Below are 14,906 nucleotides of genomic sequence, written 5' to 3'. Positions count from 1 at the left end.
TGCGGTAACGCCGTAATACAAAAGGGAAGCCGCGTGCTTCCCTTTTTTTCGCCATCGCCATGACCATCGACCAGACTCCTCCCGCGCCAGTCTCCCTGTTCACCGCCTTCCGTTACTGGCTGAAGCTGGGCTTCATCAGCTTCGGCGGCCCCGCGGGCCAGATCGCCATGATGCATGCCGAGCTGGTCGAGCGGCGCCGCTGGATTTCGGAACGGCGCTTCCTGCATGCGCTGAACTACTGCATGCTGCTGCCGGGACCGGAAGCGACGCAGCTGGCCATCTACATCGGCTGGCTGCTGCACCGCACCTGGGGCGGCATCGTCGCCGGCGTGCTGTTCGTGCTGCCGTCGCTGCTGCTGCTGACCGGGCTGGGCTGGGTCTACATGGCGTACGGCCACCTGCCCGTCATTGCCGGGCTGCTGTACGGCCTGAAGCCCGCCGTCGTCGCGCTGGTACTGGCGGCCGCGTGGCGCATCGGCCGGCGCACATTGCGCAACGGCTTGCTGGGAACCGTCGCCGGCGCCGCTTTCGTCGCACTGCTGCTGCGCCTGCCCTTCCCGCTCGTCGTGCTGACGGCCGCCGCTGTCGGCTGGCTGGGGGGGCGGCTGCTGCCCGGCAAATTTGTGCCGGGAGCGCCGGCCGCAACCGGGGCGCTGCCTGGCTACGGCCCCGCCCTGATCGATGACGATACGCCGACACCCGCCCACGCCCGTTTCGGCTGGGGCCGGCTGGCCGTCACCGTCGTGGCAGGCATCGCGCTGGTCGGCCTGTCGTGGCTGCTGCTGGCTGCCCACGATGGCCGCAACGGCCCGCTGGCGCAGATGGGCTGGTTCTTCACCAAGGCGGCCCTGTTGACGTTCGGCGGCGCCTATGCGGTGCTGCCGTATGTCTACCAGGGCGCCGTCTACCAGTATTACTGGCTGACGCCGGCCCAGATGATCGACGGCCTGGCGCTGGGCGAGACGACACCTGGTCCTTTGATCATGATCGTCGCGTTCATCGGTTTCGTGGGGGCTGGACGCACCAGCCGTTGGGCGGCGTCGCAGTGTCCGGCATCGTCGGTGCCGGCGTGGCGGCGTGGTTTACGTTCATACCGTCGTTTATCTTCATCCTGGCCGGCGGCCCGCTGGTCGAGGCCACGCGCGACAATATCCGCATGACGGCGCCGTTGACGGCCATCTCGGCGGCCGTCGTCGGCGTGATTGCCAGCCTGGCGGTGTTTTTCGGCCTGCACGTGTTTTTCGTGGCCGGCCACGTACAATGGGCGGCGATCGCCATCGCCGGCGCGGCCGCGCTGGCACTGCTGCGTTACCAGGTGGGGACAGTGAAGCTGCTGCTGGCCTGTGCGATCGCGGGGCTCGTGCTATCTTATCCGGGTGCTTTCACCCAACTATCGTAGTAAAAAGTAATGACTGAGAAGATCATCATCCTGTCGGACGGGCGCGCCCGGGCGCCGGCCATTCCCGCCGCGCTCGAACCCGCGACGGGAGAATTGCGCGACCGCCTGGCCCGGCCCCTGCACGACCTGCGCATTTCGATCACCGACCGCTGCAACTTCCGCTGTGTCTACTGCATGCCGAAGGAAGTGTTCGACAAGGACTACCAGTACCTGCCCCACGCGTCGCTGCTGACGTTCGAGGAGATCACCCGGCTGGCGCGCCAGTTCGTCGCCCACGGCGTCGAGAAGATCCGCCTGACCGGTGGCGAGCCGCTGCTGCGCAAGAATATCGAAAAGCTGATCGGCATGCTGGCTGAATTGCGCACCGTGCACGGCAAGCCGCTCGACCTGACCCTGACCACCAACGGCTCGCTGCTGGCGCGCAAGGCGCAGGCGCTGAGGGATGCCGGCCTGAACCGCGTGACGGTATCGCTGGACGCGATGGACGACGCCGTCTTCCGCGCCATGAACGACGTCGATTTCGCCGTTGCGGACGTGCTGCGCGGCATCGATGCGGCCCACGCCGCCGGCCTGGGGCCCATCAAGGTCAACATGGTCGTCAAGGCCGGCAGCAACGATCAGGAAATCCTGCCGATGGCCCGTTACTTCAAGGGCACGCCGCACATCCTGCGCTTCATCGAGTACATGGACGTGGGCGCGTCAAACGGCTGGAACATGCAGGAGGTGATTCCGTCCGCCGAGATCGTCCGGCGCATCGGTGCCGAGATGCCGCTCGTCCCCGTCGATCCGAACTACACGGGCGAGACGGCGGCGCGCTGGCGCTACGGGGACGGCAGTGGCGAGATCGGCGTGATCTCGTCCGTCACGCAGGCCTTCTGCCAGGACTGCACGCGGGCGCGGCTGTCCACCGAAGGCAAGCTGTACACCTGCCTGTTCGCCACCCGCGGCCACGACCTGCGCGCCCTGCTGCGCGAGGGCCGCAGCGATGCCGAACTGTCGGCCGCCATCGGCGCCGTCTGGCAGGGCCGCGCCGACCGCTATTCCGAACTGAGAACGACCGACACCGAAGGCCTGCCGCGCGCAGGCGAACGCAAGGTCGAGATGTCCTATATTGGGGGATGATTTGACGAGCAGCACCAGCACTACCGACAGTACCACCGCATACGACGACGTCACGGGCTTCATCCTGGCCGGCGGCCGCGGCACCCGCATGGGCCGCGTGGACAAGGGCCTGCAGCCGTTCCGCGGCGCCACCCTGGTGGCGCACGTGCTGCGCCGGCTGGCACCGCAGGTGCACGCGATGGCGATCAACGCCAACCGCAACCAGGACACCTACGCGGCGCTGGGGGCGCCCGTGCTGCCGGACGAACTGACGGGCTTCGAAGGCCCGCTGGCCGGCCTGCAGACGGGGCTGCGGCACTGCGCCACCGACCTGCTCGTCACGGCGCCGTGCGACTCGCCGTTCCTGCCGGCCGACCTGGTGCAGCGCCTGCGCGATGCGCTGGTGACGCAGGAAGCGGACCTGGCGCTGGCGGTGACGATGGAAGCGGACGAGGACGGCGTCGCCCACAAGCAGCCTCATCCGGTGTTCAGCCTGATCCGCAAGAACGCGCTGCCGCGGCTGGACGCCTACCTGGCCGAGGGCGGGCGCCGGATGGACGGCTGGCACAAGTCGATCAAGGTGGCCGAGGTGCTGTTCAACGATGCCGCTGCGTTCCGCAACATCAACACGCTGGCCGAGCTGCAGCAGGAGGAGCAGGCGCGTGACGCCGCGCCGACGTTGCAGGATGTGGTGGGTTGCCTGTCCGGCTACGATCCCCACGCCGTGCCCGTCAGCCAGGCCCAGCACATCATCCGCGAATTCATCCAGCCCGTGCGCACCGTCGAGAAAGTGGCGCTGCGCGCGTCCCTCGGCCGCGTGCTGGCGGCGGACATCGTCTCCCCCATCAGCGTGCCGGCGCACGACAATTCCGCCATGGACGGCTTTGCCTTTGGCGGCGACCAGCTGGACAGTGAACACCCCACCACGCTGGACGTGATCGGCGCCGTCTACGCGGGCCGGCCGTCGGACCTGCGCCCGCAGGCGGGCCAGTGCGTGCGCATCATGACGGGGGGCGTGATGCCGCCCGGCTGCGACACGGTCCTGCCGCAGGAGCTGGCGGCCGGCATCACGGACGATCGCGTCACGATCGCGCCGCGCACCGTCAAGACGGGCGACAACCGCCGCTTCAAGGGCGAGGACCTGATGGAAGGCAGCCCGGCGCTGAAGGCCGGCAAGATCGTCCGCCCGGCCGACCTGGGCCTGATCGCGTCGCTGGGCATCGCCGAGGTGCCCGTGCGGCGCCGGCTGCGCGTGGCGTTCTTCTCCACCGGCGACGAGCTGCGCTCGATCGGCGAGCCTCTGGCGCCGGGCTGCGTATACGACAGCAACCGCTACACCTTGCACGGCATGCTGACGCGCCTGGGCGTGGACATCGTCGACATGGGCATCGTCAAGGACGACCCGGCCTCGCTGGAGGCGGCGCTGCGTGACGCCTGCGAGTGCGCCGATGCCGTCATCACGTCGGGTGGCGTATCGGTGGGCGCGGCGGACTACACCAAGCAGATCATGGCAACCCTGGGCGACGTGACGTTCTGGACCATTGGCATGCGCCCGGGCCGGCCGATGGCGTTCGGCAAGATCCGCTCGAACGGCCACAGCGCGTTCCTGTTCGGCCTGCCGGGCAATCCCGTCGCCGTCATGGTCACGTTCTATTTCTTCGCCCGCCACGCGCTGCTGCGCATGATGGGCGCGACGCCGGGTGACGACCTGCTGGTGCAGGCCCGCTCGTTCGGCTCCATCCGCAAGAAGCCGGGCCGCACCGAGTACCAGCGCGGCATCCTGACCGTCAACGCGGATGGCGCCCGCGAGGTGCGCATCACGGGCTCGCAAGGCTCGGGCATCCTGCGCTCGATGGCGGAAGCGAACTGCATGGTGGTGCTGCCGGATCACCAGGGCAATGTCGCCGCCGGCGAGCTGGTCGACGTACTGCTGTTCGAGGGTTTGATTTAGGGCGAATCCAGCTACCGACCAGCTCGTGTCCCACCGCGGGGTCAGTCACCGCGGTGGGACACGAGCTCAGCTGTCGGCTTCCGGCAGTTCCACTTCCTGGCCCAGCAGCATCTGCGCGGCGTCGGCCGGCAGCGCTTCCACCGATTTCAGCTTGCGCGCCATCTGGCGGCTGCGCACTTCGGCCGACTCGATGTTCTTCGCCGCGCGCTCCAGCGTGGTTTTCGTGGCGGCCAGCACGTCGCCGAACTTGCCGAACTCCGTCTTGACGGCGCCCAGCACCTGCCACACCTCCGACGAGCGCTTCTCCAGCGCGAGGGTGCGGAAGCCCATCTGCAGGCTGTTCAGCAGCGCCGTCAACGTGGACGGCCCCGCGATGCTGATGCGGTTGGTGCGCTGCAGCTCGTCGGCCAGACCGGGCCGGCGCATCACTTCGGCGTACAGCCCTTCCGTCGGCAGGAACAGGATGGCGAAGTCGGTCGTCTGCGGCGGACATACGTATTTCTCGGCGATGGTCTTCGCTTCGTTGCGCACGGCCCGCTCCAGCTCGCGGCCGGCCAGGGCCACGCCATCCGCATCGGCGCGCTCGGCCGCTTCGAGCAGCCGTTCGTACTGTTCTTTCGGGAACTTGGCGTCGATCGGCATCCAGACGGGCGCGCCGCCCTCCTTCATGCCCGGCAGTTTCAACGCAAACTCGACGCGCGCATTGGTGCCGGCGACGGTCTCGACGTTCTTGGCGTACTGGTCGGGAGTCAGCACCTGCTCCAGCAGCATTTCCAGCTGCACCTCGCCCCACGTGCCGCGCGTCTTGACGTTGGTCAGCACGCGCTTCAGGTCACCCACGCCCAGCGCCAGCTGCTGCATCTCGCCCAAGCCCTGGTGCACCCGCTCGAGGCGGTCGGAGACCTGCTTGAACGACTCCGTCAGGCGTGACTCCAGCGTGGCGTGCAGTTTTTCGTCGACGGTCTGGCGCATCTCCTCCAGCCGGGCGCCGTTGTCGGTCTGCAGGTCGCGGATGCGGGTTTCCAGGGTCATGCGCACCTCCGCCAGGCGGCGCGCGTTCGACTCCGTCAGCACTTCGATCTGGCGGCGCATGCCGTCCAGCTGCTGTACCGTGGCCGCATGGCTCTGGCCCAGCGTGTGCGTCATTTCCTGGCGCTGCGCCTGGGCGGTGGCCTGCAACTGCAGGCGCACCTCGCGCTCGACACGGTCGAGGCGCTCGCCGATATCGCCGCCCGCCCGGGGGCGCAGCAGCAGCGCCACTTGCAGCAGCAGGATCAGCAGGGCGAGGCCCAGCAGGAGATACAGTTCCATTGTCATTCCACAGTCATTGAATACTGTGGAAATATACAGCATCCGGCGTGCTGCACCCCGAAACCGAAAACAGGGGGCAGACCCGGTGGGTCTGACCCCAGCCTCTGCTGTTGGGTTCCAAAATCGTCGCTGGCGTCTTCGGTCAACCCGGCGTGTTGCGCATCCAGTCGGCGGTCTGGTAGAACGATTGCATCAAGCGCAGGCGCAGGTCTTCGGCGATGCCGACGTCTTCCATTGCCCAGGCCATGGCGCGCAGCCACTGGTCGCGCTCGCTGGTGCCCACCGCGAACGGCAGGTGCCGCGCACGCAGGCGCGGGTGGCCGAACTGTTCCTGGTACAGGTCGGGGCCACCCATCCAGCCGGACAGGAACCAGAACAGCTTGTCGCGCGACCCATCCGTCGCGGGCGGGTGCATGGCGCGGATGCCGGCAAACTCCGGTTCCAGCTCCATCAGGTCGTAGAAGCGGTCGACCATTTCCCGCAGCTTGGCTTCGCCGCCAATGATGTCGTAAAGCGTACGTGTTTCGTTCATGGGCGCCATGATAACCCACCTGCACAGTGCGATTGATGTAGATCAAGCCGATTCCCGATACCACTCAAGACAGACGAGTTTGGGTGGAAGATGGACGCTTGTCAGGAGTAAATACAGCCATGCGCGACGATCGCCTCGAACGCAAAGCCGGCACGTTTTTCGCCGCCCAGCTGCGCCGCCACCGCAACGGCGAGCGCTCTGCCGTGCAGGCGCTCGTGCTGGGCTGGACTGCGCTGCTGCTGCACCCGCTGCATTTCGCCCTGTACACGTGGGTGTTCCCCAGCCTTTCGACAATCCCACGCTGCGCGCGCTCGGCATGGCCATCGGCGCCGCGGGCATCGCGGCCGAACGGATGGGCCCGCGCTACTGCGAACTGTACGTGCCCGTCGCCGTCGCGTTCCAGCTGCCGTTTTTCAGCACGTACATGTTCCTGATGAACGATACGGGCGTCGCCTGGGCCCAGTGGTTGACGGTGGCGACGGTGGCGCTGTTTCATTTCCCCCCGCCGGTGGCCCTGCGCGCCTATGCGATCGGCACCTTGCTGGCCTGCGCCTGCGTACTGCTGCATGGAAGCGGCAACAGCATCCTGACACAGGGCGCGCTGCAGCAGCTGCCCGTGCACGCGTTCGTCATCGGCCTGCTGTACGCGGCCCGCGTCGGCCGCTCCGCGCTGGAGCAGGAGAAACTGGCCGGCATGGGCGAGGGACTCGGCGCGGTGGCGCACGAGATGCGTACGCCGCTGGCCAGCATGGATGCCAATGTGCGCGGCTTGACACGCATGCTGCAGGCCGAGACGGCGGGCAACGGTGCCCAGGACGACGTGCGCCAGGCCATGACGCGGATCCAGTACGAAGTGCGCCACATGAACCACCTGATCGACCTGTTCCTGCTGAGCGCGAACGCGGTGCGGCGGCGACTCGACCCGTCCGAATCCGTGTCGATGGCCGACGCCGTGCAGTCGGTGCTGCGGCGCTATCCTTTTACCAGCCCCGCGCAGCGCAGCGCGGTGGCCGTGGACGTGCGCGGCAACTTCAGCTTTGCGGGGCAATACGAATTGACGGTGGTGATCCTGCTGAACCTGCTTCGCAATGCCTTGAAGGCAATCCACCGTGCCGGCAAGGGCCGCGTGCGCATTGTCGTGGAAGGCAATCGCAAGCCACCCCGGCTGCTCTTCATCGATACCGCATGCGGCATTGCCGCGCGCCGGCAACCCTTTATCTTCCATCGCTTCTACGCATATCCGGCACACAACGGGACCGGCGTCGGCCTGGCCTTGTGCCGCCAGATCATGCATGCCTGGAATGCCAGCATCCGCTGCGTGTCACGCGAAAGCGCTTACGCCATCTTCGTACTTGAATTCCCCGTCCAGCGCGCCAATGTGCCATCAGGTGAACCATGAGACTTCCGATTTTCGCCCACCCCACCACCACCGTCCTGGTTGATGACAGCGACTCGTTCCTGAAAAGCCTGTCGTTCCAGCTCGATCCCCTGCTTCCCAGCAAGACGTTCCACGACACGACGATGGCACTGGACTGGTTCAATGCCAGCACGCGCCGTGCCGACCTGCCGTTGCATGTCAATTTCGATATCCTGAACCAGACGGCCGACCAGCCCAACGTGGCCGTGGACGTGCGTCGCATCCATGACCTGTGCGCCAGCCAGCACCGCTTCACGATCCCGTCCGTGCTGGTGGTCGATTATTCGATGCCACAGATGAATGGCGTCGAGTTCTGCCGGCAGATCGAATACCTGCCGTGCAAGAAGATCCTGTTCACGGGCGCGGCGGACGAAAAGATCGCCGTCAACGCCTTCAACGAGGGGCTGATCGACCGCTTCATCCGCAAGAGCGACGACGATGCGCTCGACCGCCTGGAACGGGAAATCCTCGCCATGCAGCGGGCGTTCTTTGTCGACCAGGCCGAGACCCTGCGCGACCTGCTGGCACTGCACGATTATTCCTTCTTGCGCTGCAATACGATGGCGGGCCTCGTGCGCGAGCTGTACAGCACGCACGGCTTCGTCGAGCATTACCTGCACTCGAGCCCGACCGGCATCCTGTTCCTCGACCGCCACGGCCGCGCCAGCCTGATGGTCATCGAGACGGAACTGGGCATGCACGCGCAGTACGAAGTGGCGCGCGACAACGATGCGCCGCAATCGCTGCTGACGGCATTGCAGGAACGCCGCGTCTTGCCGTTCTTCCCACCCGAGGCGGGTGCGGGCATGTATTCCACGGCGGCGGGCGAGCAGTGGCACCGCTACTGCTGCGCACCGCAGGTGCTGCAAGGCCGCGAACGCTACTACTGGGCCTTGTTCGAATTCCCCGGCCACTACCTGGACAGCCCCGTCTACCCGTTCAGCGAGTTCCTCAACTCGCGCCACCCGCCCTGCGACCTGGCCGCATAAAAAAGGGTGACAGTCACCATTTCTAAATGGTGACTGTCACCCTTACTTTTTCAAGCCTCCGCCGCCTTGTTCAGGCTTCGCGCAGCGTCTGCAGCGGCGGCTGGTTCAGCACGTTGCGCAGGCCCAGCCAGCCGCCCGCGATGGCACACAGCGCGCCCGCTGCCAGGCCGACGATCCAGACGACGGGGCTGAACGTCCAGTCGAACTTGAACACGTATTTCGCCAGCCCCCAGCCCATGGCGGCGGCCCCGCTGGCGGCCAGCAGCCCCGACAGCGAACCCACCAGCAGGAACTCGATCAGCTGCGCCTGCGACAGCTGCCGGCGCGTGGCCCCCAGCGCGCGCAGCAGGCCCGCCTCGCGGGTACGCTCGTCCTGCGAGCCCATCAGTGCGGCGTACAGCACGAGGAGGCCGGAAGCCAGCGTGAAGGCGAACAGGAACTCGACGGCGCGGATGACCTGCTCGAGCACGGACGTGATCTGGCGCAGCACCCCGCCCACGTCGACGACGGTCAGGTTGGCAAAGTCGCGCGTCAGCGCGCTGGCCACGCGCGACGCCTGCCGCGGCAGGTGGAATGCCGTGATCCACGTCTGCGGCGTGTCCGCCATCGCGCTCGGGTTGACGATGACGAAGAAATTGACGCGCATCGAGCTCCACTTCAGCTTGCGCAGGCTCGTGATCTTCGCCTCGACGGGCGAGCCCGCGATGTCGAAGCGCATCGTATCGCCCAGCTTCAGGTTCAGCGTCTCGGCCATGCCGGCTTCGACGGACGCTTCGGCCACGCCGGGCGCATCGGTAAACCAGCGGCCGGCCACGATGTCGTTCTGCGCCGGCACCGCCGCCATCGTCGACAGGTTGAACTCGCGCTCGGCAATACCACGCGCGCGCTCCTCGGTGTAGGTATCCGGCGTGACGGGCTTGCCGTTGATGGCCGTCAGCCGGCCCCGGATCATCGGATACAGGGGCGCCGGCAGCGCCCCGCCCTGCTGCAGGCGGCGGGCGATCTCGTCCTTCTGGTCCGGCTGGATATTGATGACGAAGTGATTGGGCGCGTCCGGCGGCGTGGCATTGCGCCACGCCCCCATCAGGTCGCCCCGCACGATGGTCAGCAGCAGCAGCGCCATCAGGCCCAGCGCCAGCGCGACCACCTGCACGACGGTGGCGCCGGGCCGGCGCCGCAGCGACGTCACGGCAAAGCGCCAGGCCTGGTGATTCACGCCGGTGCGGGCGCGCCGCAAGGCGACGAGACCCAGCCAGCCGGCCAGCGCAAACAGGCCGAATGCGGCAAGGAAGCCCAGCGCCGTCATCAGTGCGAGCTTCAGGTCGCCGGCCTGCCACAGCAGCAGCACGACAAAGGCGCCCAGGCCGAGCCCGTACGTGGCCAGTACCGCCGGCTGCGGCGCGCCCTGCTCGCGCCTGATCACCCGGTTGTGGGGTACATTGCGCAGCTGCAGGATCGGCGGCAGCGCGAAGCCGGCCAGCAGCAGCATGCCGACGGCCAGCCCCTGCAATGCGGGCACGAACGTGGCCGGCGGCAGGTCGGCCGATACCAGCCGGCCCAGCATTTCCAGCAGCACGTAATGGCCGGCAAAGCCCACCAGCACGCCGACCACGCTGCCCGCCAGTCCCACCAGCAAGAATTCGATCAGGTACATGGCCGTCACCTGGTTCTGCGTCAGGCCCAGGCAGCGCAGCATCGCACAGGCGTCCAGGTGGCGCTGCATGAAGCGGCGCGCGGCCATCGCCACGGCCACGGCGGCCAGCAGCGCCGACAGCAGGCCCACCAGCGACAGGAACTGGTCGGCCCGCTCCAGCGTCTCGCGCATTTCCGGCCGGCCTTCCTGCAGCGTATCGATGCGCACGCCGCGCACGTTGCCCGCCTTGACCTGGGCACGCAGCCAGTCGGCGTAACCCGTCACCGCCTGCGTGCCCTGCTCGCCGTTCGCCGCCAGCAGCAGCCGATAGGTGATACGGGCGCCGGGCTGCACCAGGCCGGTCGCCGGCAACTCGTCCAGCCGCATCATCGCGCGTGGCGCGAACGTGGCGAAGCCGCTGCCACGGTCCGGCTCGGAAGCGATCAGCTGGGCGACGCGGAACGTGCGGTCGCCCAGGCGCACGGAGGCGCCCACCTGGGTCTGCAGCTTTTCCAGCAGGGGCGCGTCCAGCCACACGGTGCCGGGCGCGGGAATGTCGGCGGCGGGCGTACCGATGCTGTCGAGGGCCTGCTCCGTGGCGGTGGTCACCTTGACGCGCCCGCGCAGCGGATAGCCGGCGCCGACCGCTTTCAGCGACACCAGCGTGGACTGGGCCGATTCGCCCTCGCCCGCCTGCGCCATGCTCTGGAACACGGTGGTGGCGGTCTGCACCAGGTTGCGCCGGGCCGCCTCGTCGCGCCAGGCCTGCGGCGTGGGTTGGTCGGTAGCGACGACGAGGTCGGCGCCCAGCAGCTGGTAGGCGTCACGGTTCAGGCCGGCGCGCAGGCGGTCGATGAAGAAGCCGGCGGCGGACAGTGCCGCGACGGCCACCACCAGCGCGACGAGGAGGAAGCGCAACTGGCCGGCGCGCCAGTCGCGCGCGGTCATGCGCAGGGCTTGGCGGAACATGGGTCAGACCACGTTGAAGGCGGCGAAATAGGCATCCACCTCGTCGAGGAACTGCTGCTTGCGCGCAGGCTCCAGGAACGACGCGGCAAAGCTGTTTTTCGCCAGCTCGTGCGCATGCTGCAGGCCCAGCGGCAGCGACTCGAACGCGGCCACGAAATTGTCGTTCAGGTAACCACCGAAGTAGGCCGGGTCGTCCGAATTGACGGTGGCGACGAGGCCGGCATCCAGCAATTGCAGCAGGTTGTGTTCACGCATGTTGTCGAACACGCGCAGCTTGATGTTCGACAGCGGGCAGACGGTCAGTGCCATCTTCTCGGCCGCGATGCGGCGCGTCAGCGCGGCATCCTCCAGGCAGCGCACGCCATGGTCGATCCGCTCCACGTGCAGCACGTCCAGCGCGGTCTCGATGTAGGCCGGCGGGCCTTCCTCGCCTGCGTGCGCGACCAGGTGCAGGCCCAGGTCGCGGCAGCGCGCGAACACGCGCGCGAACTTTTCCGGCGGATGGCCCACTTCGGAAGAATCCAGGCCGACACCGATGAACTTGTCGCGGTAGGGCAGCGCCGCTTCCAGCGTAGCCAGCGCGTCCTCCTCCGACAGGTGGCGCAGGAAGCACAGGATCAGTGTCGCGCTGATCGGCCCTTCCTGGCAGGCGCGGTGGATGCCGCCGATGACTTCGCCGATCGGCACGCCGCGCGAAGTGTGCGTCTGCGGATCGAAGAAGATCTCCGCGTGGCGCACGTGGTCGGCTTTCGCCTTGGCCAGGTAGGCCGCCGTCATGTCGTGGAAATCCTGTTCCTTCAGCAGCACGCTGGCGCCGGCGTAATAGATGTCGAGGAAGGACTGCAGGTCCTTGAAATCGTAGGCGGCGCGCAACGCGTCCACCGACGGATACGCCAGCTGCACGCCGTTGCGCTCGGCCAGTGCGAAAATCAGCTCCGGTTCGAGCGAACCCTCGATATGGATATGCAGTTCGGCCTTGGGCATGTTGCGCACGATGTGCAGCAATTGGGTGTTCATGGATTTTCCTTTATTGGTACAAGATGACGACGCTTTCCGGCATCTTAGCGCAAGACGGCGCCGTTGGCCGGGCCATGCCCTGGCGCACGGTTTGTGCGGCGTTCAGCACAGCTTTGGCAACCATGCTACTGTGGCGGCAAGCGTGAAGAATTTTGCAACAGTGTCGTGGGCAGTATCGGTCGTGCGGGCTTTTATCGTTCGTAATCAATCGCTTGGAACGGGTTTTGACGATGCCGGATAATGTTTTGACTTCCTGCACCATTAGCGCAATAATTAATTTCACAAGCGTAAGATGCGTTTATACGTACACACACGCACGCCGCGCCAGCTCCCACGGCACGGCCAATAAAAAATCCGGCCGGTACGCGCAAGCCGTACCCGAACCAAGCCGAGACACAATAACAAGCAAGAGAGTTTGCACCCAGGATCAGGCCAGCAGCCAGCCGCGACGACTGCCGACCACAGTAGGGCTCTTCGAGACATGACGCCGGGCGGGACCGGTTCCGGCCAACAGCGCAGTCATGCGGCTTACCGGCCGCATGGCGGGCACCGCAGGCCGGCAGCCGCCGCCCCGGCAGGTTGAACGAGGGTCCGTGACGAGTAGGTTTACATCAGAGGACATGCACATGACCATCTTTGACAACTACGCAGCACGGTACGAGCGCACCCGGGAAGAGGAAATGTCCCTTTCCGAATATCTCCAGCTTTGCAAGAAGGATCACCTTACCTACGCGACGGCTGCGGAACGCATGCTGGCCGCGATCGGCGAACCCACCCTCGTCGATACGCGCAACGACACCCGCCTGTCCCGCATCTTCGCCAACAAGGTCATCAAGATCTATCCCGCGTTCCGCGAGTTCTACGGCATGGAGGAAGTGATCGAACAGGTCGTTTCCTACTTCCGCCACGCGGCGCAGGGGCTGGAGGAGCGCAAGCAGATCCTGTACCTGCTGGGTCCCGTGGGCGGCGGCAAGTCGTCGATCGCCGAGAAACTGAAGTCGCTGATGGAGCAGGTGCCGTTCTACTGCATCAAGGGTTCGCCCGTCAACGAGTCGCCACTGGGCCTGTTCAACGAGGCCGAGGATGGCGTCATCCTGGAAGAGGATTACGGCATCCCGCGCCGCTACCTGCGCAACATCCCCAGCCCGTGGGCCGTCAAGCGCCTGCACGAGTTCAATGGCGACATCAACCAGTTCCGCGTCGTCAAGCGCTACCCGTCGATCCTGAAGCAGGTCGCCATCTCCAAGACGGAGCCGGGCGACGAGAACAACCAGGACATCTCGTCCCTCGTCGGCAAGGTCGACATCCGCAAACTCGAGGACTACGCCCAGGACGATCCGGATGCGTACAGCTACTCCGGCGGCCTGTGCCTGGCCAACCAGGGCCTGATGGAATTCGTCGAGATGTTCAAGGCGCCCATCAAGGTGCTGCACCCGCTGCTGACGGCCACGCAGGAGGGCAACTACAAGGGCACGGAAGGCTTCGGCGCGATCCCGTTCGACGGCATCGTGCTGGCCCACTCGAACGAGTCGGAGTGGAAGAGCTTCCGCAACAACCGCAACAACGAAGCCTTCCTGGACCGGATCTACATCGTCAAGGTGCCGTACTGCCTGCGCGTGTCCGACGAAGTGAAGATCTACGAGAAGCTGTTGCGCAATTCGTCGCTGGCGGAAGCGCCGTGCGCGCCGGGTACCTTGCGCATGATGTCGCAGTTTGCCGTGCTGTCGCGCCTGAACGAACCGGAAAACTCGTCCATCTTCTCGAAAATGCTCGTGTACGATGGCGAAAACCTGAAGGACACCGATCCGAAGGCGAAGTCGATCCACGAGTACGTCGACTATGCGGGGGTGGACGAAGGCATGAACGGCCTGTCGACGCGCTTCGCGTTCAAGATCCTGTCCAAGGTGTTCAACTTCGACTCGACGGAAGTGGCGGCCAACCCCGTGCACCTGCTGTACGTGCTGGAGCAGCAGGTCGAGCGCGAGCAGTTCCCGCCGGAGACGGAACAGAAATACTTCTCGTACATCAAGGAACACCTGGCGCAGCGCTACGTGGACTTCATCGGCAAGGAGATCCAGACGGCCTACCTGGAAAGCTATTCCGAATACGGCCAGAACATCTTCGACCGCTACGTGACGTTTGCGGACTTCTGGATCCAGGACCAGGAATACCGCGATCCGGATACCGGCGAGAGCTTCGACCGCGAGTCGCTGAACGCGGAGCTGGAAAAGATCGAGAAGCCGGCCGGCATCAGCAATCCGAAGGACTTCCGCAACGAGATCGTCAACTTCGGGCTGCGCGCCCGCGCCAACAACGGCGGCAAGAACCCGGCCTGGACAAGCTACGAGAAGTTCCGCACGGTCATCGAGAAGAAGATGTTCTCGAATACGGAGGAGCTGCTGCCCGTCATCTCGTTCAATGCCAAGGCCAGCGCCGAAGACGCCAACAAGCATGCCGACTTTGTCGCGCGCATGGTGGAAAAAGGCTACACCGCCAAGCAGGTCCGCCTGCTGTGCGAGTGGTATCTGCGTGTGCGGAAGTCGTCGTAACGCCGGCGGTGCGATAATAGGTTGACGCCAGCGCGGCC

10 protein-coding genes and 1 pseudogene are annotated in these 14,906 nt (G+C 66.1%); 6 read left to right on the top strand and 5 right to left on the bottom strand.

All coding sequences use genetic code 11. From position 1 onward, the window contains the following. The first annotated feature begins 59 nt into the window (after nt 1-59). The 3 genes and pseudogenes from chrA to moeA all read left to right on the top strand — a co-directional run bounded on the left by chrA (nt 60) and on the right by moeA (nt 4,451). Nucleotides 60-1,399: pseudogene (gene chrA, locus PX653_RS27930) on the top strand (chromate efflux transporter). 9 nt (nt 1,400-1,408) lie between these two features. After that, nucleotides 1,409-2,521: a GTP 3',8-cyclase MoaA gene (gene moaA, locus PX653_RS27925; protein ID WP_277415882.1), complete on the top strand. Its 1,113-nt coding sequence runs from the start codon at nt 1,409-1,411 to the stop codon at nt 2,519-2,521. 1 nt (nt 2,522) lies between these two features. Further along, nucleotides 2,523-4,451 (top strand): molybdopterin molybdotransferase MoeA, encoded by a 1,929-nt coding sequence (moeA, locus tag PX653_RS27920; protein WP_277415881.1) that lies wholly within the window; start codon nt 2,523-2,525, stop codon nt 4,449-4,451. A 66-nt stretch (nt 4,452-4,517) separates the two neighbouring features. Here moeA and PX653_RS27915 read toward each other — a convergent pair whose 3' ends face one another. The 3 genes from PX653_RS27915 to PX653_RS27905 form a co-directional block, all read right to left on the bottom strand. Continuing rightward, nucleotides 4,518-5,762 carry a DNA recombination protein RmuC gene (locus PX653_RS27915; RefSeq protein ID WP_371876394.1) on the bottom strand — a complete coding sequence of 415 codons (1,245 nt, stop codon included), beginning with the start codon at nt 5,760-5,762 and terminating at the stop codon, nt 4,518-4,520. A gap of 142 nt (nt 5,763-5,904) precedes the next feature. Continuing rightward, on the bottom strand, nt 5,905-6,303 hold the full coding sequence (locus PX653_RS27910) for a group II truncated hemoglobin (protein WP_277415879.1): 399 nt from the start codon (nt 6,301-6,303) through the stop codon (nt 5,905-5,907). Nucleotides 6,304-6,395: 92 nt separating this feature from the next. Further along, nucleotides 6,396-6,548 (bottom strand): hypothetical protein, encoded by a 153-nt coding sequence (locus PX653_RS27905; RefSeq protein WP_277415878.1) that lies wholly within the window; start codon nt 6,546-6,548, stop codon nt 6,396-6,398. A gap of 14 nt (nt 6,549-6,562) precedes the next feature. On the opposite strand from PX653_RS27905, the gene PX653_RS27900 reads away from it, so the two are divergent. Beyond that, a complete protein-coding gene (locus PX653_RS27900) occupies nt 6,563-7,693 on the top strand; it encodes a sensor histidine kinase (protein ID WP_277415877.1) in 1,131 nt (376 codons plus the stop codon). Next, on the top strand, nt 7,690-8,700 hold the full coding sequence (locus PX653_RS27895; RefSeq protein ID WP_277415876.1) for a response regulator: 1,011 nt from the start codon (nt 7,690-7,692) through the stop codon (nt 8,698-8,700). Before PX653_RS27900 ends, PX653_RS27895 begins: the two co-directional genes overlap by 4 nt. Before the next feature lie 70 nt (nt 8,701-8,770). Here PX653_RS27895 and PX653_RS27890 read toward each other — a convergent pair whose 3' ends face one another. Together PX653_RS27890 and PX653_RS27885 are read right to left on the bottom strand one after the other, a co-directional pair. Further along, nucleotides 8,771-11,302 carry an ABC transporter permease gene (locus tag PX653_RS27890; protein WP_277415875.1) on the bottom strand — a complete coding sequence of 844 codons (2,532 nt, stop codon included), beginning with the start codon at nt 11,300-11,302 and terminating at the stop codon, nt 8,771-8,773. Nucleotides 11,303-11,305: 3 nt separating this feature from the next. Beyond that, entirely contained in the window at nt 11,306-12,319 is a 1,014-nt protein-coding gene (locus PX653_RS27885; protein WP_277415874.1) for an adenosine deaminase, read from the bottom strand. Nucleotides 12,320-12,945: 626 nt separating this feature from the next. Here PX653_RS27885 and PX653_RS27880 point away from each other — a divergent pair. Next, entirely contained in the window at nt 12,946-14,868 is a 1,923-nt protein-coding gene (locus PX653_RS27880) for a PrkA family serine protein kinase (RefSeq protein WP_277415873.1), read from the top strand. The last annotated feature ends 38 nt before the right edge of the window (nt 14,869-14,906 follow it).

This window comes from Pseudoduganella chitinolytica (genome assembly GCF_029028125.1).
In the GTDB taxonomy this organism is placed as follows: Bacteria; Pseudomonadota; Gammaproteobacteria; order Burkholderiales; family Burkholderiaceae_D; genus Rugamonas; species Rugamonas chitinolytica.
This window is presented reverse-complemented; position numbering and strand designations above follow the sequence as displayed.